Below are 25,506 nucleotides of genomic sequence, written 5' to 3' on the forward strand. Positions count from 1 at the left end.
TGTGATGAAAAAGGTCAAAAAGGTAATAATCCCGGCAGCCGGGTTAGGCACACGTTTCCTTCCGGCAACCAAAGCGATGCCTAAGGAAATGCTGCCTATTATCAACAAACCAACGATTCAATATATCGTGGAGGAAGCAATCGCTTCCGGGATCGAAGACATCATCATCGTTACCGGTAAAGGAAAGCGGGCGATTGAGGATCATTTCGATAATGCCTTTGAACTCGAATCCAGATTGCTGGAAGACGGTAAGCTGGAGCTGCTCAAAGAAGTACAGCGTTCCTCAAAAGTGGAAATTCACTATATCCGGCAAAAGGAACCCAAGGGTCTGGGCCATGCCGTATGGTGTGCCAGACGGTTTATCGGGGATGAACCCTTCGGCGTTATGCTCGGCGATGATATTGTAACCGGACAGGTCCCCTGCCTGAAACAGCTGATTGACCAGTATGAAGAAACACAGAATTCAGTGATTGGTGTTCAGGTCATCCCTGATGAATTCACCAACCGCTACGGGATTATCGAACCGGATCTGCAGGACGGACGGCTCTACCGGGTTAACAACTTCGTGGAGAAGCCTCCGCTCGGAACGGCTCCTTCCAACCTGGCGATTATGGGGCGTTACGTGTTCACACCGAAGATCTTCAAGTATCTGGACCTTCAGGAAAAAGGCGCGGGCGGCGAAATTCAGCTCACGGACGCGATCCAGAAGCTGAACCAGAGCGAGCGGGTATATGCTTATAACTTTGATGGTACGCGATATGACGTTGGTGAACGCCTTGGTTATATTTTGACCACACTGGAATTTGCTCTACAGAGCGAGGATTTGCGCTATCAGGTCATGGATGCAATGTCGGAATGGCTGAAACAGGCCGGACAAACCACGCTGAGCAGCTGAACCAACAATATTTAGGAGGAATGAGGAGAGATGAGCATGCAAAAACTGCCGGAAGACTATGAGGCCGTCCTGCCGAAACTTTACATGCTGCATGCCAATGAAGGAAGTAAGGAAATGGATTCCTATCTGGTATTGAAGCGGATTATCGACATTTTTTTCTCCGCTCTTGGCCTTCTCGTGCTGCTGCCGCTGTTCGCGGTGGTGGCTGTCCTAATCAAGCTGGAGGATCCTAAAGGCAAAGTATTCTTCCGCCAGAACAGGGTCGGCAAGGATGAGAAGCTGTTCCCTATGTACAAATTCAGATCCATGGTCTCCAATGCCGAGGAGCTGAAGGCCAATCTGATGGCCTACAACGAGGTGAGCGGCGCAATGTTCAAGATCAAGAATGATCCCCGCATCACGCGGACAGGAAGATTCCTGCGCAAGACAAGTATTGACGAACTGCCTCAGCTCTGGAACGTGCTTATGGGCCATATGAGTCTCGTAGGACCCCGTCCCCCGCTCGTTGAAGAGGTGGCGCAGTATACGGAGTATGACAAACAACGGCTGATGGTTACACCGGGCTGCACCGGGTACTGGCAGGTTAATGCCAGAAACAGCGTTGGCTTTGACGAAATGGTCCAGCTGGACCTGACCTATATCCACATGCGCAGCACTATGCTGGATCTTAAGATCATTGTCAAAACCGGCCTGATGCTGCTCGGCTCCAAAAATGCTTATTAAAATTATGGGAATTGGGTGAATGCCGATGCTTGTACACGGAGAAGTACCTAAGATTTCCATTATCATCTGCACCTACAACCGGTCGGCGCTGCTGGTCAAGACTCTTCATTCGCTGCTTCCGCTGGAGAATCTGGACCACGCCGAAATCATCGTAGTGGATAACAGTTCCAAGGATGATACGGCAGCCGCTATCCGGAGGTTTATTGATACCTATGGTGCTGATATGGATATCCGTTATCTTCTGGAGCCGGTGCAAGGACTGTCGGCGGCCCGGAATACGGGGATTCTGGCTTCCAAATCGCCGCTCATCGCCTTCCTGGATGATGATGCGATACCTTGCCGGACCTGGATTAGTACGATCGTCAGTACGTTTGAGCAGAAGCCGGAAGTGATGGCGATGGGCGGTAAAATTGCTCCGATCTTCGAGAGCAAACGGCCGGAATGGCTGATTAAGCCATTCGAGCTTCCATATACCATAGTGGATCTGGGCAACCGGATCAGGGAATATCCGAAGCGTCTGCACCCCTGCGGAGCCAATATGGCGATGCGCAAGATCGTGTTCGACATCAGCCTGTTTCCGCTGGAGCTGGGGAGAAAAGGTGATTCGCTGCTCTCCGGTGAAGAGACCTGGCTGTTCGGCCAAATCCAGCAGGAGGGGCATTCCATTCTCTATCATCCGGAGATGGCGGTGGATCATTTCGTACCGGCTAACCGTTTGACGGAAGACTGGATTATGAAACGTTATTACAGCCAAGGCATCTCGAACGCGATGAAAAGCGAAGGGATGAAGGGCAACCTGCTGCTGCTGGGTAAAACAGGGGCCAAGGTGATGTACATTCTGGCAGATTCCATTCTCTCCCGCAGTCAGGGAAGAAGGCTGCTGAACAAATGCCGGCTGGAGAGTATTCGCGGAACTCTCCATATGATTTGGAACCGGAAGAGGGAATCCGCAGCGGGGTGAGGGGAGTGCGTGACATGACTAATTTTGAATGGGGCTCCAAAATAAACGCTTTGCCATACGGAATGCTCTATCTCATGTCCGCATTATTCCTGGGGGCAGCGGTCATCTACCAGCCGGTCATAGCCGTAGCTGCTGTACTCCTGATTATGCTGCTGTTCGTCTCCATCTCCCGTCCGGAACTGATCAGCTACTTCGTTCTGCTGACCACCGCAGTCTCGATTAATTTCCTGTTCAGCGGCAGTATGTTCGGTGTTGAGATTCTCTCACTCTACAAACTGGTTATCCTGGTGCTGCTGGTGCCGTGCATTCTGGTCAACGGCCTGAAGTTCCGGCTCAGCCAGCCCCTGTGGGCGATGCTGGCGCTGGTCTTCATCACCTTCACCTTCTCCATCTGGCTGCCGGAGATGAGCTCATCGATTGCAGTCAAAGCTTTTATCGGATTATCGCTGCCCTTCGTATTCCTGCTTATCAATTGGAAGAAGGAGGTGGCTGAGAAGCAAATCCGCATCATCACCCTGCTGCCGCTGGTCAGTGTATTGGCCGGAGTGGTGCTGCAGGCGGCTCATCTGCATTCCTTACTCGACATCGAATTCACCGGCGCAGTACGGATTCAGGGGGCGAATATTCCGGCGCATCTGGCTATGCTGGCGTTCATGGGAGTCGCGATCGCGTTCATTGAAATTAAGCGAAGCCCGCAGCATATCCGCTTTTACTACACAATGCTGGGTCTGAATTTCCTGATTCTCATTGGAACCGGGACAAGGGGGCCGATCCTGGCGCTGGTCCTGATGGTGCTCTATTATTTCTACGACATCTCCCGCCAGTATTTAAAAGGCAAAACGAAATTTCTAATCCCGCTGCTGTGTTCACTGCTCGTGATCACCTCGGCAGTATACCTGCAGCTCGATAACATCAAGAAACGTTCCTTCGAACGTACGACGGAAACGGGGGTCGACCTGTCAGGGCGTGCGGAAGCCTGGGAGTACTTCCTGAACAAAGCGGAGGATTCCCCCTATGCGGGACGGGGTCTTGGAGCGGTGACGGTGGCGAATGACGGATCGCTCTACAAAGGGTTTGTTGTTCCTCACAATGAGTATATCCGCTTCTACTTCGATGGAGGGTATTTCGGCGCAATCCTGCTGCTGCTTTCCTTGTTGGCTGTGTTCCTTCTGGTGTACAGGGCTTTGGCACCGCCGGTCAAACCTTATTATCTGCTCTTTATAGCAGCGTTTCTGATCTACTCATTTACAGATAACACGCTGTCGACGGTCCAATTCATCATTCCGTTCTGTTGGTACCTGAACTGCCTGTATCGATCTTCACAGCTGGCCGATTCCCCACAAAAAGAAGTGATACGATGAACCAAGTGAATATGTTCGATGTCAATTTCGATAACTATGATTTCATGGACCTGCTCGATTACATTGACAAAACGATTCAGGAAAGGAACCAGTCCTACATCCTGACATGCAATGTCGATCATGTGATCAAGCTCCGCAAGGACAAAGAGTTCCAGGAGGTCTATTCCGAAGCCGGAGCTGTTGTGGCAGACGGAATGCCGCTCATCTGGGCTTCCAAAATGCTCGGTAAGCCGCTGAAGCAAAAGGTATCGGGAGCGGACCTGTTCAGCAGGCTGGGCAATGCTTTTGAACAAAGGAAATACCGGCTGTTCTTCCTGGGCTCAGCGGAAGGCGTGCCGGAGCAGGCGACGAAGAACCTGAAAGCAGCTTATCCGGGTATCAATGTTGTCGGCTGCTATTCTCCTTCCTACGGCTTTGAGCACAACGAAGAAGAGAACCAGCGGATTATCCAGATGCTGACCGAGAGTCAGCCGGATATTGTGTTCGTAGGCGTGGGAGCGCCGAAGCAGGAGAAATGGATATACCGTCACTATACCTCTTATCAGGCGCCGATCTCGATCGGTGTGGGCGCAACCTTCGACTTCCTGTCAGGCTCGGTCAAACGGGCTCCGGATTTCATGCAGAGAACCGGAATGGAATGGCTGTGGAGGCTCAGTCAGGAGCCGGGCCGTCTATGGAAAAGATACCTGGTCGATGATGCCCAGTTCCTGGTGCTGCTCCTCAAGGAGCTGCGCAAGCGGGATAAAGTGAAGAACAGCAAATCGCAATAAACGAGAAGCGGCGGAGACGGGAGGCGGGGGAATGAAGATGCTAAGCAGGGATGAGAACAGTCTGAGTCTTCCCTCTAGATCAGCTGTGAAGTCAGCGGCAGTGATGACCATGATCTGCGGCGCAGCAGTGATTCTGCCGCTGCTGATCGGCTTCGCCAGTGCGAAGCTCAGCTCATCGAACAGTCTGCAGGGAGTGATACTGGCAGGAATCCTCTTCCCGGCCTTCCTGCTGGCGCTGCTGAATACACGGATGCTGATTCCTTACACGCTGCTGATCTGGGCGGTTGCCCCGGAGCTGCGGCGGATCGCAGACTGGTATGAAGGGGTGTATCACTCCGTATCACTGCTGAGTCTGGCTCCCCTGCTCACCGGAGCTACCTTAGCCATTCCGGTGCTGAAGGAGATTCACAAGATCCGCAAATCCTCTACCCGGATACTGCTGCTGTTCTCCATTGCGCTGGCCTACGGCGCGATGATTGGCCTCGCGAAGAACGGCATTGGCTCGGTATACGATCTGGCGAATTATATCGTTCCACTGCTGCTGATTCCGTTCTTCGCGGTAACCCAGTACAAACCGAAGGATATCGACCGGCTGCTGTACGCTTTTGCGAATATCGCCGTGCTGGTTGCAGCATATGGAATTGTACAGTATCTGACGGTTCCCCCGTGGGACGCCTTCTGGATGCGGAACGCGGATATGATGTCCATCGGCACACCGTATCCCCTGGAGATCCGGGTGTTCTCCACTCTGAATTCTCCGGGCCCGGCGGCAACCTTCCTGGTCTTCGCACTGGTCCCGATGATTCTGGAGAAAAGATGGCAGGGGACACTGCGCTGGATCGGTGTTCTGCTCGTAGTAGTCTGCCTGCTGACTACGCTGGTGCGTTCCGCATGGCTGGTCCTGCTGGTGATGCTGCTGGTGTACATTGCCTCCTCTCCATCCAAAGGCAAATGGAAAACCCTGCTGCAGCTTGGATTCGTGGCAGCCGCGCTGTTCACGATAGTTCCCAAGCTGCCGGGGGCAGAGGGGCTGGTCGCCCGGATGGAGACCCTCACCTCGGTGCAGGAGGATCATTCCTACAATGAACGTCTCAGCCTCTGGACGAACATGCTGCCGATGGTGGCAGGTAATCCGGTCGGGCAGGGTATCGGCAGTGTAGGACAGGGGACGAAGATCGGCAACGGCGGGGAGCTTGGTGAATACGGGAACATGGATAACGGTGTGATCGCACTGCTGCTTACCTTCGGAGTACTCGGCGCATTGTTCTTTTTCGGAGCCCTGGGGGCCGTCATTAAAGAGATTGCCGTCAGAGTAACCAGCAAGGATCATCTTCAGCCTTATGCCCGCCTGTCGCTGGCGGCATGGATGGGGGCTGTGGTAAGTCTGGTATCGGATAACGGATTTCCGGGTCTTAAGGGTTATCTGATCTGGATGCTGATCGGACTCGGACTCAGTGCCAAAGAGATTACTCAGAGCAGAAAGAAGGGTATACCACATGCAGCAGTTGAACGCAAAATCACTTCCCGCTAGTACAGTCTGGTCCTCCCTCCGGCGCTTCACGAAGAGTAAGGACAACAGTTCGGCTGCCGTCAAAACAATGTTCGTCAGCGTACTGATTCTGCTGGTCAATATGCTGACCGGCGTGCTGACCGCGCGGTATCTCGGCCCGACAGGTCGGGGGGAACAGACCGCTATGGTGAACTGGTCACAATTCCTGGCGTTCAGCATGAGCTTCGGTATCCCCTCGGCACTGATCTACAACGCCAAGAAGAACCCGGATGAAGCCGGGGTGCTGTACAGGGTGGCGCTGCTGATCGGACTTGTGTTCGGAACCATGGCCATGATCATCGGGATTATTGTTCTCCCGTATTGGCTGAAGTCCTTCAGCCATGATGTTGTGGTCTTCGCCCAGTGGTCGATGATCCTGTGTCCGCTGATTGTGGTCTCACAGGTCAATAATGCGGCGTTCCAGTTCAGAGGCGATTACAAAACCTTCAACTGGCTGCGATATCTGATTCCCCTGCTGACGCTGGCCGCGATTGGGATACTCATCCTGACCGGACACATGAATCCTTATACAACAGCGCTGGCCTATCTGGTCCCGTCGGTTCCGCTGTTCATCGGAATGACGGTCTCGCTGCTCCGCACCTACAAAGTAAAGCTGCGGGATGCCTATCTTAACTTCAAAAGATTGTTTACTTACGGTATGGGCTCCTATGGTAATGACCTGCTTGGACAGTTCTCTTATTACATAGACCAGATCATTATTGCCGGGCTGCTCCGGCCGGCCGATCTGGGGCTCTATGCGGTTGCGGTAAGCTTGTCGCGAATGGTCAACTTCTTCTCCAATTCGATTACGGTGGTCCTGTTCCCCAAAGCCTCCGAGATGTCGAAGGACGAAGCGGTAGCCCTTACCTTCAAGGCTTTCCGGATCAGTACTACCTGTACTCTGCTAGGCGCAGTGTTCCTGATGCTGGTTGCCCCGTTCGTCATCCCTCTGCTCTACGGCAAGGATTTCAATACGGCGCTTACCGTGTTCCGCCTGCTGCTGCTGGAAGTGACCATCAGCGGAGGGACGCTGATTCTGGCCCAGGTATTCATGGCGCTGGGCAAGCCGAAGTTCGTATCCATCCTTCAGGGAGTCGGCCTCATCCTCGTGATTCCGCTGCTCTTCCTGCTGGTGCCGAAGTTCGGATTGTTCGGAGCCGGAGTGGCCATGCTCTCCTCGGCAGTGCTGCGGTTCCTGTTCATTATTCTTAATATCAGATACAACCTGAAGGTTAAGCTTCCGCGGCTGCTTATTAACGCCCAGGACCTTCAGTGGCTGAAGACGACGATGAATTCGTATATTCGCAAGAAACCTATGGATGTGTAAGCAGGTAAGTAATTGATTCAGCGAGCCGAGAATACGAGGCGAGCGACTTATCTGCTAAAAAACCAAGGGACGGTGCTTGGAGGAGCGCAGAGAAAATTTGGAGCTGCAGGAGCGTCAGCGTCCGTCTTTGTCTTCTGATTTCAACCGCAAACAGCGGTCCAATCAATGAAATCAGAAGACAACAACGGCCGGAAGCCCAAACTTTTCTCGCAGCGACGACACACACCGGACCTACAAGGCAAAGGAGGATACCTTCATGGATTCAATGACAAGCGTGCTTGGCGGCCGGGGGAGTTACCCGATATCGGCGGTCATCATTGCTCAGGATGACGAAGTTCGAATCTCCGCAGCAATTCAGTCCTGCCGGTTGTTCGCCGACGAGGTGGTTGTAATCGACGGGGGCAGCAAAGACGGGACGGTCCAGCTGTCCGAGAGCCTGGGATGCCGGGTGTATGTTAACCCATGGCCCGGATATGCGAAGCAAAGGGAATTCGGAGTGGAACGCGCCGTCCATGATTGGGTCTTCCTGATTGATACCGACGAAGTGGTCAGTGAAGAGCTGGCGCGGGATATTCTGGAGCGCAAGCCGGGACTTACGGATGCTACCGTAGCGTTCTCGCTATACCGGATTGGTGATTTTCTCGGCAAATGGCTGGATAAGGGTGAGTACCTGGTGCGGCTGTATAACCGCAAGGAGTACGGCATCCGCAACAGCCTGGTGCATGAGATGCCCGAGGTATCCGAGGAACGGACGGTGAAGCTGAACGGAACGCTGTGGCATCAAGGCTTCCGCAGCATCAACGACCACGTGGCCCGGTTCAACAAATACACGGATCTGGAAGCGCAAAGCGCCTTTGAAAGCGGCAAGCCGTTCAAATTGAGCCACCTGCTGCTGCGGCCGCCGGCACGTTTCCTGCAGAAGTATTTCGTGCACGGATTATTCAAAAAAGGAATTTCAGGCTTCGCGGTATCGATATTCTGGGTGATGTATGAATTCATGGTCGGCTTCAAGCATTACGAATTACACAGCTCCGGCAAGCTGACCCGGCATAATGCCATGGGCCAGGCCGACAAGGAGAACAAAGGGGAGAGAAGCTATGTCGTACAATGACGGATTGAACATTATGACGACCGGCCTCAGCTGGCCCTCGTTACAGCCCGGAGGACTGAACACCTATTTCAAATCCGTATGTGAGCAGCTCTCCTCACGGAACCAGGTGCATGCCCTGATCTGTAGTCAGGAGACACCTGCTACCCCGAAGGAACTGATCATCCACAACGCCGGTGATCCCAAGGAGACGATCTGGAAACGCAAGGATGCCTTCCAGCGCAAGGCGGCGGACCTGATGGGAGACGGCAGCGGGCGGATTGATATCCTCTATACCCACTTCGCACCTTACGGCATCGGGCCGGCGATAGAAGCGAAGAAGCGGGGCATTCCGGTGGTTATGACCTTCCACGGCCCCTGGAATGAAGAGATGAAGATCGAAGGTCAAGGCATCAGGCACAAGGTGAAAACAACGATTGCCAAATCGATTGAACATAAGGCTTACAAGCTGGCAGACAAATTCATTGTCCTGAGCGAATACTTCCGGGGTATGCTGCATGATCTGCACGGGGTGCCGCTGCACAAGATCATCGTCATTCCGGGTGCGGCTAATGTGGAACGGTTCGTGCCTTCCACCAACCGGCTGGCGATCCGGCGGACACTGAATCTGCCGGAAGGTGCAACTACCGTGCTGACGGTCCGGCGGCTGATGAACCGCATGGGGCTGCTGCAGCTGCTCGAAGCCTGGAAGCAGGTTGCCGAGCGGTTCCCGAACGCAATTCTGCTGATCGGGGGCAAAGGCCCGCTGCGGGGTGAGCTCGAAGAGAAAATAGCCGATTACGGACTGGGCAACAAGGTCCGGCTCCTGGGCTATATTCCCGATCATGAGCTGGCCTCCTATTATCAGGCGGCGGATATGTTCGTCGTTCCTTCGCAGGCGCTGGAAGGCTTCGGCCTGATCACCGTGGAGGCGCTGGCCTCCGGCCTTCCGGTAATGGCGACTCCGGTCGGCGGCAACAAGGAGATTCTGCAGGGCTTCCGGCCGGAGCTGCTGTTCAAGAGTGCAGGCAGCGACGATATGGCAGAAGGCATGATTCATATGCTGAGCAACCGCAAGCTGCTGCCGGGCCGTGACGAATGCCGGAATCATGTGCTGGAGAAATATACCTGGCAGCATGTAGGCGATCAAGTGGAGTCCGTATTCCTCGAAACTTTGGGAAAGGGTGTGAGCGTAGGATGATCAAAGTCGCTTATATTGATCACACCGCCAAATGGAGCGGCGGAGAGGTTGCCTTGTTCAACATTCTCACCAACATCGGTGAACAGATTAGCCCGCTGGTGATTCTGGCGGAAGAAGGCACTTTGGCCGAACGGCTGCGGGAGAAGGGCATTGATGTCCGCATTATCCCGCTGGATGAGAGCATCCGCAGCCGCGGACGCAATGCCGTGAACCTCGGCGCCCCGGCGGCTGCAATGAAGCTGCTGGCCTACGGCCGTAAGCTCGCTCCGCTGCTCAAAGAGGAGAAGGTCGATTGCGTGCATACCAATTCGCTGAAATCGGCATTTTACGGAGCGGTGGCTGCCAAAAAAGCCGGAGTGCCCCTGATCTGGCATATCCGGGACCATATCGGAGCCCCGTACCTGAAGCCGGTTGTCGCCAAGGCGATCCGGCTGCTGTCACGCCTGCTGCCGAACGGCGTCATCGCCAATTCCCATTCCACGCTGAATGCGCTGGAGCTGCCGCGGTCGAAGAAGACGCTGGTCGTTTACTCCGCTTTTGCCAAAGCGATTGGTGAAGGGATCGGCAAGCGGGACCAGAAGGACTTCAATGTCCTGCTGGTGGGACGCCTGGCTCACTGGAAAGGCCAGCATATTGTACTGGAAGCCGCCAAGGCCTTCAAGCATGACAGCCGGGTGAAGTTCTGGCTTGCCGGAGACGCGCTGTTCGGGGAAGAGGAATACAAACAGGAATTAATTCAGCAGATGCAGCAAGGCAACATTACCAATGTCAGCCTGCTGGGTCATGTAGATGATATACAAGGACTTATGAACAAAGCCGATTTACTGATTCACACGTCGATCACCCCCGAGCCGTTTGGCCAGGTCATCGTCGAAGGTATGGCGGCTGGACTGCCGGTGATTGCCTCCAATGAAGGCGGACCGGTTGAGATTGTAGTTCCTGGTGTAACAGGAATGCTGATCCAGCCGGGAGATGCTACTGTACTTGCAGACTCCATCACCTGGATGCTGAACCATCCCGAAGAGCGTAGACGGATGGCGGATAATGGAATGAAACGGGTGAAAGAGCATTTTGTCATCGAGAATACGGTCAAGGATATCGTCGCTTACTACAAAGGTTTGCTGGCGGTTACCTGACCCTCGTACTTGGACAATGCTTAAGACTTGCTTCACTATCCGTTTCTACCATGCGTTCACTGCTTGATGATGCTGCTCCATAAAACTTTGAGGATGATTCACATGAAAATTGCGATAGCGCACGATTACTTAATCCAAATGGGCGGAGCGGAAAGAGTGGTGGAGGTTTTTCATCACATGTATCCGGACGCTCCGATCTTCACAACGGTTTTTAACGGAAGCCGCCTGACCGATAACCTCAAAGATGCGGATATCCGGGCCTCCTGGCTGCAGAAAATCCCCGGCGTGAAGCGGAATTTCAAAGGGGTGCTGCCGCTCTATCCCATGGCCGTCCGCGATTTGGACTTCAGCGGGTATGATATCGTCCTTAGCTCCAGCAGTGCTTTTATGAAAAGCATCCAGGTGCCTGAGTCTACATTTCATCTGTGTTACTGCCATACCCCCATGCGGTTCGCCTGGGATTATGACACTTACATGGAGCGGCAGTCGAATTCCGGATTATTCAAAAGACTGCTCAAGGTGTATATGCAGCGGCTGAAGAACTGGGACCAGCGTACCTCCAAAAATGTAAATCAGTTCGTAGCCAACTCCTCCGTCGTGAAGACGCGGATTCAGAATTATTATCACCGGGATTCCGATGTGATCTTCCCGCCGATCAATACAGCACGCTTCACCAGCTCCCCTACCATTGGAGATTACTATCTGATCGTATCCCGGCTGGTTTCCTACAAGCGGATCGATCTGGCAGTGGAGGCGTTCAACCGTAACGGTGTGAAGCTGTACATCGTGGGAGACGGGCCGGACCGCAAGCGTCTGGAAGGCATGGCTAAGGATAATATCTCTTTCCTGGGCCGGCTGGAGGATGAAGAGGTGACAGGACTGATGTCGCAGTGCCGGGCTTTTGTTTTTCCCGGAGAAGAGGATTTCGGCATTACGCCCCTGGAGGCGAATGCAGCAGGAAGACCGGTCATCGCCTATCAGGCCGGAGGAGCGCTGGACACGATTATTCCTTACGTCAACGGCGTGTTCTTCCAGCACCAGGAAGTTGATGATCTGCTCCAGGCCATTGATGAAGCAGAATCCTACGCGTGGGATATCGAGCAGATTATGGGCCATGCACGTAAATTTGATGAGCAGGCGTTTATGGTCCAGTTCAAGCAGTATGTGGAACAGGCCTACGTCAATTTCCTAAAAGGAGGATGATTGTATGAAACTCGCAGTAATCGGTACCGGATATGTAGGTCTTGTCTCAGGTGTCTGCTTCACCCTTAACGGAAATCATGTCATCTGTGTGGATAAGGATGAGGCGAAGATCGAGAAGCTGAACCGGATGGAATCCCCAATCTATGAGCCGGGTATTGAGGCACTGATCGAAATGAATCTCCGCGAGGGCAGGCTGAGCTTCTCGGCAGATCTTAAGGATTCGGTCCGCCGCTCCGACATCGTCATCCTTGCCGTAGGGACCCCCTCACTGCCGGGCGGTGAAGCGGATCTAAGATATATCGAAGGGGCAGCCATTGAAATTGCGCAGGCAATGGAAGGCTACAAGGTCATCATGACCAAGTCAACCGTACCCGTAGGCACCAATGAGAAAATCCGCAATTTGATCGCTTCGCACACGAATCATCCCTTCGACATTGTCTCCGCCCCTGAGTTCCTCCGTGAAGGCTCCGCGATCCGCGATACGCTGCATCCCGACCGGATCGTGATCGGACTCGATAATCCTGAGCTTGAGCCGATGATGCGCCAGCTTCATCAGGGCTTCACGGACAATGTATTCGTCACGGATATCCGCAGCGCCGAGATGATTAAATATGCTTCAAATGCATTCCTGGCTACTAAAATATCATTCATTAACGAAATCGCCAATATATGCGAAAAAGTGGGGGCTGATGTAACCGAGGTGGCCGAGGGCATGGGAATGGACCGGAGAATCGGATCTACCTTCCTGCAGGCCGGTATCGGTTATGGAGGCTCCTGTTTCCCGAAAGACACCAATGCGCTGATCCAGATTGCCGGCAACGTGGACTACGAGTTCAAGCTGCTGAAATCGGTGGTCGAGGTCAATAAAGGCCAGCGCTTCATGATCATCTCCAAGCTCCATGAGTCGCTGGGCAGCCTGCGCGGCGCGGTCATCGGTATCTGGGGCCTCGCCTTCAAGCCGAACACCGATGATGTCCGCGAGGCGCCTGCCCGTGAAATCGTTGAAGCGCTGGTAGCCGAAGGCGCCACGGTGAAGCTCTATGATCCGATTGCCGCCGAGAATTTCCGGGCGCAATATGATCACCCGCAGCTTCGCTGGTGCGGGCTGGCGGAAGAGGCTGCCGAAGGCAGCGATGCGGTATGCCTCCTGACCGACTGGAGCCAGTTCAAGGATATCGACCTGCATCTGCTGGCGAAGAGCATGCGCCGTCAGGTGTTGATCGACGGCCGCAATGTCTATAGCAAAGAGCAGATCGAAGGAACCGGCCTGGAGTATCATTCTGTCGGACGCCCGCAGATGGGCGGCCTTAGCGGATTCTCCGCCAGCGTTGCTGGCGCGGTCTAAGCTCTTGGTCTATCAGTGATCCCGCAGCCTCCCACTGAAAGTGTGATGCACGGGGAAATTAGAGGGAAAAACCCCTCTAATTCCGCTGAAAGTAAGCTGTATGGGGAAATTAAAGGGATAATTCCCTCTGATTCCGCCGAAAGTGTGCTGTACGGGGAAATTAAGGGGAAAAATCCCTCTAATTCCGCCAAAAGTGTGCTGTATGGGGAAATTAAGGGGAAAAATCCCTCTAATTCCGCCAAAAGTGTGCTGTACGGGGAAATTAAGGGGAAAAATCCCTCTGATTCCGCCGAAAGTGTGCTGTACGGGGAAATTAAGGGGAAAAATCCCTCTGATTCCGCCGAAAGTGTGCTGTACGGGGAAATTAAAGGGAAAAACCCCTCTAATTCCGCCGAAAGTGTGCTGTACAGGAAAATTAAGGGATGAATTCCTCTGAATGCACCGGATATGGGCCAATGGAGGAAATGAGGGGCATTAGTGCTCTTGATTCCACCGGATGTGGGCCAAAGGAGGAAATGAGGGGCAAAAGTGCTCTTGATTCCACCGCCGCGTAAGTGAACGTAAAACCTTGGAACAAGAGTGTTATGTTTCCCCTTCGCTGCTACAGCGAGCGGAAATCCCTTGGAACAAGATGCATTTAATCCCTTAAATCTCTCACCGCCGCTTAGTTGAGCGGCGCCGCCTTGGAACAAGCGTGAAATGGCTTTGTCCCCGCAAAAGCAGGCGGCAGCAGTTAATTCAATTGCCGCTCAACCAAGCGGCAATAGCCGGATCTTTAGCCGGGAGCTTCGCCTGCGGGCGAAGCGAATAAGCCAGCTGTTATGTAATGGAACGGAGAGGAATTTTGGAACTGTAGGAGCGTTAGCGTCCGCCTTTGTCTCCGGATTTCTACCGCGATAAGCGGTTTAAATCAGGAAATCCGGAGACAACAGCGGCCGAAAGTCCAAACATTCCTTGCAGTGACCCTCATAACAGCCGCTTTTAGGCTTAAGCAAACGCAGCCAGCTCCCAATAACAATCCGATATTTTCGCGACATCATATAAACTTAGGAGGGTTCACTTATGAAACTAGTACTTCTATCAGGCGGTTCTGGTAAACGGCTCTGGCCTTTGTCCAATGATTCACGTTCGAAGCAATTTCTGAAAGTACTGGAAAGCCCGGCAGGTGAACCGGAATCCATGGTACAGCGGGTATGGAGACAGCTGCAGGAGACAGGGATGGCGGAATCGTCCTACCTGGCTACCGGCCGCAGCCAGGTAGAGATGATTCAGAGCCAGCTGGGCAGCGGGGTGCCGATTATCGTTGAGCCGGAGCGGCGCGATACCTTCCCTGCCATCGCACTGACAGCAGCTTATCTGTATTCGGTCGCCGGCGTTTCACCAAGCGAGACGGTAGCCATCCTGCCCGTCGATCCTTATGTGGAGTCGTCCTTCTTCGAAACCGTTCTGCAGCTGGAGAGCACGATGCTGGAGAGCGGCGCCAATCTGGCGCTGATGGGCGTAGTTCCGGAGCATGCCTCCGAGAAATACGGCTATATCATTCCTACCAGCGCCGAAGCGGGGGCGAGCGGGTATCTGCAGGTGAGCCACTTCCAGGAGAAGCCGGACCGCAAGCAGGCTGAGGAGCTGATCAGCCGGAACGCGCTCTGGAACTGCGGCGTGTTTGCTTTCCGTCTAGGTTATCTGCTGGATATTCTGCAGCGCAAAGGACTGCCGCTGAACTATGAGGAACTGCAGAAGCAGTATAAACTGCTGGCTTCCATCAGTTTTGATTACGAAGTGGTGGAAAAAGAAGAGAATATCGTGGTTCAGCCTTACGCCGGATTCTGGAAGGATCTGGGCACTTGGAACACGCTGACTGAAGAAATGACCAGCAATCATGTCGGCAAAGGCTTCGTCACTGCAGATTCCGAAGGCACCTGCCTGATCAACGAGCTGGACATTCCGATCACCGTGATCGGAGCGAAGGATCTGATTATCGCCGCCAGCCCGGACGGAATTCTGGTTACGCACAAGGCGGAGAGCCCGCGCATTAAAGAAGTGCTGAAATCTTTTGAACAAAGACCGATGTACGAAGAACGCCGCTGGGGCCACTACAAGGTAATTGATTATGTGAAATATGCGGAAGGCAATGAGGTGCTGACGAAGCGAATCTTTATCTCTGAAGGTAAAAATATCAGCTATCAGCTGCATCACAAACGCAGTGAAATCTGGACCATTGTCAGCGGTGAAGCCAGCATTGTGCTCAATGAGAAAATGCATAATGTGAAGGCGGGGGATGTCGTACGGATTCCGGAAGGCACCAAGCATGCGATCCTGGCATTGACAGATATGGAATTTATCGAAGTGCAGACCGGCTCTGAGCTGGTGGAGGAAGATAACATCCGAATCACCTTGGATTGGGAAGATATCGCCTTGCAGCAATTCATTTCATAGGTCTAATCTATCTATATAACCAATTGTTACAAATCCAAAACAGGTATTAAGAACCATTTATTAAGAAAATTTCATTTTTGCTCTAAATTAAAACTAAATAGGGACGATACTTACGGTAAGAGGGATTAATCCTTCCAATACGACAAAGGCAAACCTAATCGAAAGATAGGGACGCAAAGCTATAGGGCCTTCGCAAGAGTGGCAGCCTGGCTACCGAAAGGAAGATGGATTTTGATAACTTACCGTAAGTCTCGTTTGCTGTGCACTGTGCTGTCTCTGGCCCTTTTATTGACTGCAGTACCTCTGGGACTCGGCGGAATGCCTTCATCTGCAGAAGCTGCGTCTAGTTCCAAAGCGCCCGTTAATCCGGAGGCTTCAACCGAAGCAGTCAGATTGCTGGATGATCTGTATTCTATCACTGGAAAAGGCATTATTACCGGCCAACATGACTATCTGGAAAGTCCGGACGAATTCAGCAACAAGCTGAAAGGAACCAGCGGACAATATGCTGCTCTTCACGGCTATGAACTGGGCGTAATCAGCGGGCAATCGGAAAGTACAGCAGCGGCGCAACGCAGAAATGTTGTGAACAGCGCGATCAACTGGTATAAGGGCGGCGGCATTGTAGCCATGACTTTTCATGAGAATCTGCCCGGTACCGCATACCTCTGGTCCAATGTTCAGAAACCGCTGAGCCAGGCGGAATTCAATAAATATATTACTCCGGGTACAACACAGTACACTGCATTGATTGCAGATCTGGACAAAGTGGCAGTTTCACTTAAAAGCCTGCGGGATGCTGGTGTTCCCGTACTCTGGAGACCTTACCACGAAATGAACGGTGACTGGTTCTGGTGGGGGAAGAAAAATAACTTTGCTGCGCTTTGGAATATTATGTATGACCGTTTCGTAAACGTTCATAAATTAAACAACCTGCTGTGGGTATGGAACCCCAATGCACCCAATGCCTGGTCTGATCCTTATGCGCTGACCTACCCGGGGGCTGACAAGGTGGATGTACTCGCGGCAGATATATATGAGAACGATTATATGAATAAATATCATGACAGCCTGCTCGCACTTGCGAATGGCAAACCGATTGCCATTGGCGAGAATGGACAAATGCCAAGCACAGCAAAGCTGCAACTCTCACAGAAAAATTGGGTATATATGATGAGCTGGGGAAAAATGCTGTATGAAACCAACACAGTTGCTACCATCAAAGGTTTCATGAGCGACAGCTATACTGTGACCCGGGACGATTATAAAGCAGGCACATTTGCTACGGCGACGCCGAAACCAACAGCAACGCCAACGCCGGAACCGACAGCAACGCCAGTACCAACAGCAACACCAACGCCGGTACCAACAGCAACACCAACGCCAGTACCAACAGCAACACCAACGCCGGTACCAACAGCAACACCAACGCCGGTACCGACAGCAACGCCAACGCCAGTTCCAACAGCAACACCAGCGCCGGTACCGACTGCAATGCCAATACCGATACTGACGCCGCCCCCTGCTTCCAATGATTCTGTGACGGCCCCCGTCGTTCAGAATGGTCTTCAGGGAGAATACTACAAGAACATGACGCTTTCGGGCACTCCGGTTCTGGTCCGGAATGATGCGCTGCTGAACTTTAACTGGCGCCAGGCAGCGCCGGATGCCAAGCTTGGAGTGGATAGCTTCTCCATACGCTGGACGGGTCAGATCAAACCTTCTTTCAGTGAAACCTATCAGATTATCACTACATCCGATGATGGTATCCGCGTCTATATTGACGGCACAGCTGTAATCGACAGCTGGACCAAACAGAGCGGTACCGAGCGTACAGGAAGCATAAACCTGCAGGCAGGCCGGCTGTATGATATCAAAGTGGAGTATTACGAGAATGCCGGCGATGCCAATATCCGCCTGATGTGGCAGAGTCCAAGCCAGGCGAAGGCAACTGTCCCTACAAGCGCGTTATTTGTGAACACGGCTGCTTCTTCAGCCAGCAAAGCAGCTTTGGATGCTCCGGCTGTGACTGCAACACCAGTACCAACAGCAACGCCGTTACCAGTATCAACACCAACACCGGTGCCAACAGCAACGCCGACAGTGGCACCAACGCCGACAGCGGCACCAACGCCAACAGCGGCACCAACGCCGACAGCGGCACCAACGCCAACAGCGGCACCAACGCCAACAGCGGCACCAACGCCGGCAGAAGCTCCATTACCGGAGAATCTTACGGCCGAGGCTCCTGCGGCGAATGGGCTGGTTGCGGAATATTTCAATAATATGACGTTGTCTGGTGCTCCGGCAGTGGTACGTACCGATGCAGTGCTTGACTTCAACTGGCGTCAAGGCACGCCGGATGCCGCAATCGGCATAGATTTCTTCTCTGTACGCTGGAGCGGTAAGCTCAAGCCGCTATACACTGAGACTTATCAGATTTATACCACTTCAGATGACGGCATCCGCGTACGGATCAATGGTGAGCTTGTGATCGACAGCTGGATGAAGCAGAGCGGGACCGAACGCACAGGAAGCATAAGCCTGACAGCCGGTCAGCTATATGATATTCAAGTGGAGTACTATGAGAATCAAGGAGATGCCAGAGCACGCCTGATGTGGGAGAGTTCGAGCCAAGTTAAGGCAACGGTTCCCGCGAGCGCACTGTTTCTCCCTTCCGCTTCCTAAGTTCATACCCCCGCAGCTGTATTCATTATTGGCGCTGATACTGGTTAAGACGTTACAATTCTAAATCCTATAAAGTCCAATCTTAATGGCCCTGCTATTAGCAGGGCTACTAAGCTATAGACCATCCGGTTAATTCATTGCAGCCTCTTAACAGAGAACTGCATACCTGCACGCCTAAGGCGGCAGTGAAACCCGGGGAAAGGAGATTATATTGAACACTTACCGTAAGTACAGGCTATATACAACAATTATTCCAATTATCCTTATCCTTTCACTTCTGCCATGGGGGGAGGCGCGCAGTCTTCCCGTAGCACGCCCCGTAAACACTCCTGCCGCTTCCATCCAACCCGTTAATCCCTCCGCTTCCAAGGAAGCCACCGCACTGTTAAGCTATCTTGCCGATCTCAGCGGCAAGGGCATGATCTCCGGCCAGCATGATTACCTGGAGAGCCCCGATGAATTCAATAATAAGCTTAAAAATGCAAGCGGACAGTATGCCGTTCTGCACGGCTACGAGCTGGGAGCTATTAACAACCAGTCCAAGGAGACCATTGCCAGGCAGCGTCAGGCTGTCGTAGACAGTGCCATTAAGTGGCACAAAGGCGGAGGCATTGTGGCGATGACCTTCCATCAGAATCTGCCGGGAACCTCTCCCGAATGGGCTAATGTGAAAATGAATCTGAGCCAGGATAAATTTGACGCCTATGTTACTCCGGGAACCCCGCAGTACAAAGCTCTAATCGCCGAGCTGGATGAGGTAGCCGGGTACTTGGGTGAACTGCGGGATGCCGGAGTTCCGGTTTTATGGCGTCCATATCACGAAATGAACGGCAACTGGTTCTGGTGGGGGCAAAAGGATAACTTTGCCCAGCTGTGGGATATAGTGTACGACCGTATGGTGAACACGCATAAGCTGAATAATCTGCTGTGGGTATGGAACCCGAATGCACCGAACGAGTGGGCAAAGGCTTACAGCAATTATTATCCGGGTGCCGCCAAGGTGGATGTACTGGCAGCCGATATTTATAACAATGACTTTAAGCAATCCTATTACGAGAACCTTCTGAAGCTGGCTGACGGCAAACCCATCGGTATCGGGGAGAGCGGAGAGCTTCCAGACCCTGTCATATTGTCTCAAACCCAGAGTAAATGGGTATATACGATGACATGGGGGAAAATGCTGCTCGAGAATAATAATCTCCAGAAAATTCAAAGCTTTATGAGCAATAAGTACACCGTATCACGGGATGATTACAAGCTGGCACTGAGTGCTCAGCTCAACGCACTTACAGCGGTATCTCGCAACGGTCTCAAGGGGCAGTATTTCGGCAATACGGAGCTGTCCGGCAAACCGCTGCTTACCCGGAATGACAACAGGATTGACTTCAACTGGCATGGGGATTCACCAGCGCCGGGAATCGGCAAGGACTCTTTTTCCGTACGCTGGACCGGTAAGATCAAGCCAGTCTACAGTGAAAAGTATACTTTTACAGCCTCTTCCGATGACGGCATCCGTGTGTGGATCGGCGGCAAGCTGATCATTGACAGCTGGAAGAAGCAAAGCGGTGTCAGCCGGGAGGGAAGTATAACTCTTACAGCCGCAACTGCCTACGATATTAAAGTGGAGTATTATGAGAATCACGGTGACGCAAGCGTCCGTCTGATGTGGCAAAGCCCGCGCCAGAAGCAGGCGGTGATTCCCCAGAACGCGCTGACTCTTCCTTGAGGAATGAAGCTGGTCATCACGAATGCGGCTCTACGGAAACCGGTACATTACAGCCACCCTGGAAGAAAGTGAGGACAAGGGAATGAGGACTAGACTCAAAACAAAGAGAAATAAACCCATTCATCTACTACTAAAATTTGCAGCATTGATCATCTTGTTTCTGTTGTCCGTTTCTGTCTTCGGAGAGGATGGGACAAATAGCGGCGAGGTGGAAGTTGACATGTCGGAATTATCTGCGGCCAAGGATGCGGGTCCCGCAGTTCCGGAGGGGACTGTGCTATGGAAGCTGGGCCAGCATGACGGTTCAGCCGCAGAGTTTACAGCAGCCGGATCAAACGGGGCCAAGGGGGTATTCAGCGTTGCTTCAACCGCAGTGAAGGCGGCGGAGCTTCAGAGTATCCCGTCCGGGCTGCACGGCGCTACCAATCCTGAACTGCGGATTACCTACAAGCTGGATAAGATCCCGGTTAACGGGGTCTTATTTCGTGTCAGCATCCTTGATGCCTACAAATCCGTACCGCAGATGAGCGTATTCTCTAACCGGCAGCTGTCAGGGATTATTCAGATTGCCGGTGTGGACGGTACGGACAGTAAATACGATTTCCGCAAAACCTATGAGCTGTACATTCCCAAAGAACAGCTCATCAGCGGAACCAACGAGCTGACACTGCGGGCAGCGCGCGGGATCTATTCCTCCGCTGCGGAGGATAAGTATAACTGGTGGACATGGGATAACCTTAGTCTGGAAGCACTGAAGACTCCGGTCAAGGAGCCGATTCACGGGAGCTATACGCTGACCGGAACCATGGTCAACAACAAACAGTTCTATTTTGACAAAGGTGCAGTTACGCATTTGCCTTATATTATGAAATGGCTGGGTTTAGCCTACAGCGGCAACATTATGCGGACCAGCTGTGCCAGCGATGTGGGCAGATCCTGTGAGAATATGGGAGAGTACTACGAGGTCCTGAAGGATTATAATATGCAGGCTGTTGCCCTCTATCTGTACACGGGTGATATCAAGCTCAAGGAAGACGGTTCACTGCCGGATGATGCGGAGAAGAAGCTGACCGATTATTTCAAGCAGTACGGCCAGTATTTCCAGTATTATGAGGTGGATAATGAGCCCGGACTGTTCAACCGTTCCAAAGCAGTCAATCTGGCGATAGCCGACTGGCTGAATAAGAAAGGCAAGACGATCGCACCGCATCTGCAGACGGTGGCCCCGGGCTGGGCATACTGGCCGGGTTACAGCGAAGATTCCTGTGGTAATCAGAAGGGGACGCTTAAGCAGTGCGGAGATCCGGACGGCTGGGAACGGGACCCGGAGCAGCGGAACGAGCTGGAGGAAGTAACGGATTTGACCAATGGGCATTCCTATGGTGAATCCTACATTTTCAGCAATGGAGGCAGCTTTACAGAGAACCTGAAGACCTTTGGGGGAGCTGTAGACGGTCTCAGCAAAAAAATGCTCACCACCGAATTCGGCACCTCGGATTCTCATGTGGATGCCTATCAATACGGCGCGTCCGAGCGGACTGCGGCGGTGTTTGACCGGATTATGCGGGGGCATATCGGATATGCCGATATGTTTGTGCAGCATGCGGCTTTCTTCAAGAACTTCAGTCTGTTCAAGTACGGCTTCAACCTGGAGGAGCATGATCCGGGAGCTACAGAGATTTATTATACCAAAGAAGGTGAAGACTCACGCGTAAGTATTATGCGCCGGCTGGATCTGGCTTATGCCACACACGGGGCGCCGCTGAGCTACCAGATTACGAACAAAGATGATTTGGCTGACAAACTGGTGTATGTGCGGGCGGTAGACACTTCCACCCTTGAGCCTCTGGCAGGCAGCGGAGCCACATCCAACAAGCTGCTTGTGAACTTTGTCAATTTCGAAGAAACCGAGCAGACGGTTAAAGTGAAGGTGACCATGCCGGAGAAGACCGTATATGAGGGTGAACGCTTTGGCCGCGGAGATACTTATGAAGAGGCACGCAGCTATATGTCGGGCAGGAATGCTACGCCTGTGCTGGAATTCACCGAAACGCTGGCTCCGGGTGAGGCGGTGCAGTATATTCTGCAGCCCTCTTCCGAAGTAGCGGATGTGGCGCCGCAAGGCTTCAAGGCCGCGGCAGTCAAAGGGCTGTCGATGCATCTGAGCTGGCTGGAGGCTCCCGGGGCAAGCTATGAAGTGCTCCGGGCCGACGGCCCGGGCAGTGAACTGAAAGTGATTGCGGCAGGTGTGCAGAGCACAGAGTACACTGACAGCAAACTGCAGGAGGGCACATTGTATACTTATGCGGTAAGAGTGTCAGGCTCTGGCGTCATGTCGGAGAAGACGCAGATTACAGCAACCGGACTCGTCCCGCTGGACCGGACCGGCTGGAAGGTTACGTCTAATGTGAACACGGCAGCCTCGAAGCCGGAGAGTGCCATTGACGGGGACCGGCGCACACGCTGGGATACCGGTAAACACCAGGCATCAGGTGAATACTTCCAGATTGATTTAGGTGCAGTACATGCAATAGAAGCCATAGAGCTGATTTATACTTTATCGTCGTATGATTATCCGCGGGGATATACCGTCCAGGTATCCGATGATGCCAAGAGCTGGACACAGGTAGCATCCGGCAAAGGGAAGCTGGAGTTGACAAGAATTGCTTTTTCCCAGGTCCAAACCCGTTATATCCGCATACAGCAGACAGGTTCCGGAGGCAACTATTGGTCGATTCAGGAGCTGCAGGTGTATTCAAGAGAATAAAGGACGGCATAATAAGCTCCGTGGATTTAAGAAGCCACCGGGGTTTTTTGCTGCGAAGTATGAATGGGAAAGGGGTGAACCGGATCGATGACTCATCTTGCAGATCAAATTATTCTGCTGCTGGCGGCTTTGCTGCTGGTAGGCGTGCTGTCCACCAAATTCTCCACCCGTTTTGGAATGCCCGCACTGGTTCTGTTTATCGCTGCCGGGATGGTGCTCAGCCATTTCATTTATTTCAACAATGCTTCATTAACACAGATCGCCGGGATTTTTGCGCTTGTGGTTATTCTGTTTGAAGGCGGAATGCAGACGAGCATGAAGGATATCCGTCCGGTCATGAAGCCGGCGCTGTCGCTGGCTACGGCAGGTGTGCTTGTGACAACGGGGGTTGTCGGTGTTTTTGCCAGATTTATATTAGGCGTGCCGTGGGCGGAGAGCTTCCTGTTCGGGGCGATTGTCGGTTCGACGGATGCGGCTGCGGTGTTCTCAGTACTGGGCGGCAAAAACATTGATAAACGCCTGACCTCCACACTCGAAGCAGAATCAGGCAGCAACGATCCGATGGCGGTATTCCTCACCGTCTCCCTGATCGAATGGATACAGCATCCTGATACTGCAATCTGGAGTCTGGTGCTCTCCTTCTTCTGGGAGATGGGGATTGGTCTCCTGCTGGGGATTCTTATCGGTAAGCTGGCTACATATCTGATCAACCGGATCAATCTGGACTCCACCGGGCTGTACCCGGTGATGGCCATCGGCTTTGCGGTTCTGACCTACGGGGTTTCGGCGATGGTCCACAGCAGCGGTCTGCTTGCCGTCTATGTCATGGGGCTGGTGCTGGGGAATTCCGAGCTGATGTATCACCGTACGATCATGAATTTCAATCACGGCTTTGCCTGGATGATGCAGATTGCCATGTTCATCCTGCTCGGACTGCTGGTCTTTCCCCAGGAGCTGGCGGATATTGCCTGGCAGGGTATACTGCTGTCCGTTATTCTAATGGTAGTAGCAAGACCTGCGGGTGTATTCATCAGTCTGCTGTTTGCCAAGTTCTCCTTCCGCGAAAAGACACTGATCTCCTGGGCCGGACTCAGGGGCGCCGTCCCCATTGTGCTTGCGACCTACCCGCTGCTCGCGGGGCTTCCGCAGGGCCGGCTGTTCTTCAATGTCGTTTTCTTCGTAGTCCTGACCTCGGCGGTCATTCAGGGAACGACCATTTCGCCCTTGGCATCGCGGCTTAGACTGGTAGGACGGGAGGATGCATCCCAGCCGTCGCTGATGGAGCTCGTGGCTCTTGGCAAGACGGATTCCGAATTTAACCACATCGGGATTGACCGGCATATGCCGATTGCCGGGATGCAGATTGCGCAGATCGGGCTGCCGGATGATATCCTGTTCACCGCGATTATCCGCAACAAGAGCATCGTGACGCCGCATGGCAGCACGGTTATTGAACCGGGTGATACAGTATATGTACTCAGCCCCAAGACCAAACGGGACGAGATGCGGGCGATCTTCCGGAGCGGGAAGGGGAAGGCGGCGGAGACAGATATCACATCGGTTTAGGATAAATGTGAGCTTCTCTGCCGGGTGAAGTGATTTGTGTCAATATAGCAGATTTCACAGCATTGTGACCGAAATAATAGGAGGTTCCGAAAGGGGAATGCTAGAATTTGCAGTAACCCTATATCATAAAACAGAGTTGCATTAAGACGTAATCTGTGTTAAATTGTATATAGATTTAGAATGAGTCTAAATACAATAACAAATAAATACACATCCCAGGAGGTTATTAGAATGAGTACACAAGTTAAAAGCCATACTGAATTGCATGCTGCCCTGAACCGTCAGACAGCGAACTGGACGCTGCTTGGAGTGAAGCTGCATCATTACCACTGGTATGTCAGCGGAGCACAATTCTTCACGCTGCATGAGAAATTTGAAGAGCTGTACAATGAAGCTGCCGGTTATGTGGATGAGCTGGCTGAACGGTTGCTCGCCATTGGCGGACAACCTGCTTCCACAATGACACAATATCTGGCTCTCTCCGGACTGAAGGAAGCAACCGGCGGCGAAAGCGCGAAGGAAATGGTAGCGCAGCTGGTTAAGGATTTCACTGCCGTAGCCGAAGAGCTGAAGCAGGCAATCTCTGCTGCCGAAGAGCTTAGCGACCAGCCTACGGCTGACCTGCTGATCGGTATTAGAACAAGCGTCGAGAAAACATCCTGGATGCTGAACGCTTACCTGGCTTAAACCGTAACAATAGTATATAAGAAGAGCGCCCGTGGTATCCGCACGGGCGCTCTTTGCAGTATGGCCGGTTATCCCGGC

Annotated in this window: 18 protein-coding genes and 1 riboswitch; all 18 genes read left to right on the forward strand. The window is 52.8% G+C overall.

The features are described from left to right. The first annotated feature begins 4 nt into the window (after window positions 1-4). The 18 genes from galU to P40081_RS05645 all read left to right on the forward strand — a co-directional run bounded on the left by galU (window position 5) and on the right by P40081_RS05645 (window position 25,428). Window positions 5-895 (forward strand): UTP--glucose-1-phosphate uridylyltransferase GalU, encoded by an 891-nt coding sequence (gene galU, locus P40081_RS05555; protein WP_042133948.1) that lies wholly within the window; start codon window positions 5-7, stop codon window positions 893-895. A 30-nt stretch (window positions 896-925) separates the two neighbouring features. Continuing rightward, the gene (locus P40081_RS05560; protein WP_039302991.1) at window positions 926-1,618 is read left to right on the forward strand and encodes a sugar transferase; all 693 of its coding nucleotides are present in this window, start codon (window positions 926-928) and stop codon (window positions 1,616-1,618) included. Window positions 1,619-1,637: 19 nt separating this feature from the next. Next, window positions 1,638-2,579 carry a glycosyltransferase gene (locus P40081_RS05565; protein ID WP_231575290.1) on the forward strand — a complete coding sequence of 314 codons (942 nt, stop codon included), beginning with the start codon at window positions 1,638-1,640 and terminating at the stop codon, window positions 2,577-2,579. 14 nt (window positions 2,580-2,593) lie between these two features. Then, the gene (locus P40081_RS05570) at window positions 2,594-3,940 is read left to right on the forward strand and encodes an O-antigen ligase family protein (protein ID WP_042133950.1); all 1,347 of its coding nucleotides are present in this window, start codon (window positions 2,594-2,596) and stop codon (window positions 3,938-3,940) included. Further along, entirely contained in the window at window positions 3,937-4,710 is a 774-nt protein-coding gene (locus tag P40081_RS05575; RefSeq protein ID WP_039302998.1) for a WecB/TagA/CpsF family glycosyltransferase, read from the forward strand. Before P40081_RS05570 ends, P40081_RS05575 begins: the two co-directional genes overlap by 4 nt. A gap of 31 nt (window positions 4,711-4,741) precedes the next feature. Beyond that, window positions 4,742-6,241 (forward strand): O-antigen ligase family protein, encoded by a 1,500-nt coding sequence (locus P40081_RS05580; RefSeq protein ID WP_042133951.1) that lies wholly within the window; start codon window positions 4,742-4,744, stop codon window positions 6,239-6,241. Further along, window positions 6,207-7,586: an oligosaccharide flippase family protein gene (locus tag P40081_RS05585; protein ID WP_042133953.1), complete on the forward strand. Its 1,380-nt coding sequence runs from the start codon at window positions 6,207-6,209 to the stop codon at window positions 7,584-7,586. Before P40081_RS05580 ends, P40081_RS05585 begins: the two co-directional genes overlap by 35 nt. A 256-nt stretch (window positions 7,587-7,842) precedes the next feature. Further along, window positions 7,843-8,697 (forward strand): glycosyltransferase family 2 protein, encoded by an 855-nt coding sequence (locus P40081_RS05590; RefSeq protein WP_042133955.1) that lies wholly within the window; start codon window positions 7,843-7,845, stop codon window positions 8,695-8,697. Next, complete coding sequence (locus tag P40081_RS05595; protein WP_042133957.1) at window positions 8,684-9,874, forward strand: glycosyltransferase family 4 protein; 1,191 nt, start codon at window positions 8,684-8,686, stop codon at window positions 9,872-9,874. The genes P40081_RS05590 and P40081_RS05595 overlap by 14 nt, the downstream gene beginning before the upstream one ends. Continuing rightward, entirely contained in the window at window positions 9,871-11,010 is a 1,140-nt protein-coding gene (locus tag P40081_RS05600) for a glycosyltransferase family 4 protein (protein ID WP_042133960.1), read from the forward strand. Before P40081_RS05595 ends, P40081_RS05600 begins: the two co-directional genes overlap by 4 nt. Before the next feature lie 102 nt (window positions 11,011-11,112). Continuing rightward, entirely contained in the window at window positions 11,113-12,213 is a 1,101-nt protein-coding gene (locus P40081_RS05605) for a glycosyltransferase (protein WP_042133962.1), read from the forward strand. 4 nt (window positions 12,214-12,217) lie between these two features. After that, entirely contained in the window at window positions 12,218-13,558 is a 1,341-nt protein-coding gene (locus P40081_RS05610; RefSeq protein ID WP_042133965.1) for a UDP-glucose dehydrogenase family protein, read from the forward strand. A gap of 1,062 nt (window positions 13,559-14,620) precedes the next feature. After that, window positions 14,621-15,994 (forward strand): sugar phosphate nucleotidyltransferase, encoded by a 1,374-nt coding sequence (locus P40081_RS05620; RefSeq protein ID WP_042133969.1) that lies wholly within the window; start codon window positions 14,621-14,623, stop codon window positions 15,992-15,994. A 137-nt stretch (window positions 15,995-16,131) separates the two neighbouring features. After that, window positions 16,132-16,212, forward strand: a riboswitch (cyclic di-GMP riboswitch). A 13-nt stretch (window positions 16,213-16,225) separates the two neighbouring features. Next, complete coding sequence (locus P40081_RS39215; RefSeq protein WP_231575291.1) at window positions 16,226-18,682, forward strand: PA14 domain-containing protein; 2,457 nt, start codon at window positions 16,226-16,228, stop codon at window positions 18,680-18,682. Between the two features lie 211 nt (window positions 18,683-18,893). Beyond that, a complete protein-coding gene (locus P40081_RS05630; RefSeq protein ID WP_042133971.1) occupies window positions 18,894-20,408 on the forward strand; it encodes a glycosyl hydrolase in 1,515 nt (504 codons plus the stop codon). A 220-nt stretch (window positions 20,409-20,628) separates the two neighbouring features. Beyond that, window positions 20,629-23,175 (forward strand): discoidin domain-containing protein, encoded by a 2,547-nt coding sequence (locus P40081_RS05635; RefSeq protein ID WP_042133973.1) that lies wholly within the window; start codon window positions 20,629-20,631, stop codon window positions 23,173-23,175. Between the two features lie 87 nt (window positions 23,176-23,262). After that, a complete protein-coding gene (locus tag P40081_RS05640; RefSeq protein ID WP_042133975.1) occupies window positions 23,263-24,741 on the forward strand; it encodes a potassium/proton antiporter in 1,479 nt (492 codons plus the stop codon). Between the two features lie 231 nt (window positions 24,742-24,972). After that, window positions 24,973-25,428 (forward strand): Dps family protein, encoded by a 456-nt coding sequence (locus P40081_RS05645; RefSeq protein ID WP_042133976.1) that lies wholly within the window; start codon window positions 24,973-24,975, stop codon window positions 25,426-25,428. Window positions 25,429-25,506: the final 78 nt, after the last annotated feature.

This window comes from Paenibacillus sp. FSL P4-0081 (assembly GCF_000758565.1).
GTDB classification, from domain to species: Bacteria; Bacillota; Bacilli; order Paenibacillales; family Paenibacillaceae; genus Paenibacillus_AQ; species Paenibacillus_AQ phytohabitans.

Bases quoted from the DNA above. Each gene is read 5' to 3' on its own strand.
- galU (WP_042133948.1), top strand. From the start codon at position 5: ATGAAAAAGGTCAAAAAGGTAATAATCCCGGCAGCCGGGTTAGGCACA.
- P40081_RS05560 (WP_039302991.1), top strand. From the start codon at position 926: ATGAGCATGCAAAAACTGCCGGAAGACTATGAGGCCGTCCTGCCGAAA.
- P40081_RS05565 (WP_231575290.1), top strand. From the start codon at position 1,638: ATGCCGATGCTTGTACACGGAGAAGTACCTAAGATTTCCATTATCATC.
- P40081_RS05570 (WP_042133950.1), top strand. From the start codon at position 2,594: ATGACTAATTTTGAATGGGGCTCCAAAATAAACGCTTTGCCATACGGA.
- P40081_RS05575 (WP_039302998.1), top strand. From the start codon at position 3,937: ATGAACCAAGTGAATATGTTCGATGTCAATTTCGATAACTATGATTTC.
- P40081_RS05580 (WP_042133951.1), top strand. From the start codon at position 4,742: ATGAAGATGCTAAGCAGGGATGAGAACAGTCTGAGTCTTCCCTCTAGA.
- P40081_RS05585 (WP_042133953.1), top strand. From the start codon at position 6,207: ATGCAGCAGTTGAACGCAAAATCACTTCCCGCTAGTACAGTCTGGTCC.
- P40081_RS05590 (WP_042133955.1), top strand. From the start codon at position 7,843: ATGGATTCAATGACAAGCGTGCTTGGCGGCCGGGGGAGTTACCCGATA.
- P40081_RS05595 (WP_042133957.1), top strand. From the start codon at position 8,684: ATGTCGTACAATGACGGATTGAACATTATGACGACCGGCCTCAGCTGG.
- P40081_RS05600 (WP_042133960.1), top strand. From the start codon at position 9,871: ATGATCAAAGTCGCTTATATTGATCACACCGCCAAATGGAGCGGCGGA.
- P40081_RS05605 (WP_042133962.1), top strand. From the start codon at position 11,113: ATGAAAATTGCGATAGCGCACGATTACTTAATCCAAATGGGCGGAGCG.
- P40081_RS05610 (WP_042133965.1), top strand. From the start codon at position 12,218: ATGAAACTCGCAGTAATCGGTACCGGATATGTAGGTCTTGTCTCAGGT.
- P40081_RS05620 (WP_042133969.1), top strand. From the start codon at position 14,621: ATGAAACTAGTACTTCTATCAGGCGGTTCTGGTAAACGGCTCTGGCCT.
- P40081_RS05635 (WP_042133973.1), top strand. From the start codon at position 20,629: ATGTCGGAATTATCTGCGGCCAAGGATGCGGGTCCCGCAGTTCCGGAG.
- P40081_RS05640 (WP_042133975.1), top strand. From the start codon at position 23,263: ATGACTCATCTTGCAGATCAAATTATTCTGCTGCTGGCGGCTTTGCTG.
- P40081_RS05645 (WP_042133976.1), top strand. From the start codon at position 24,973: ATGAGTACACAAGTTAAAAGCCATACTGAATTGCATGCTGCCCTGAAC.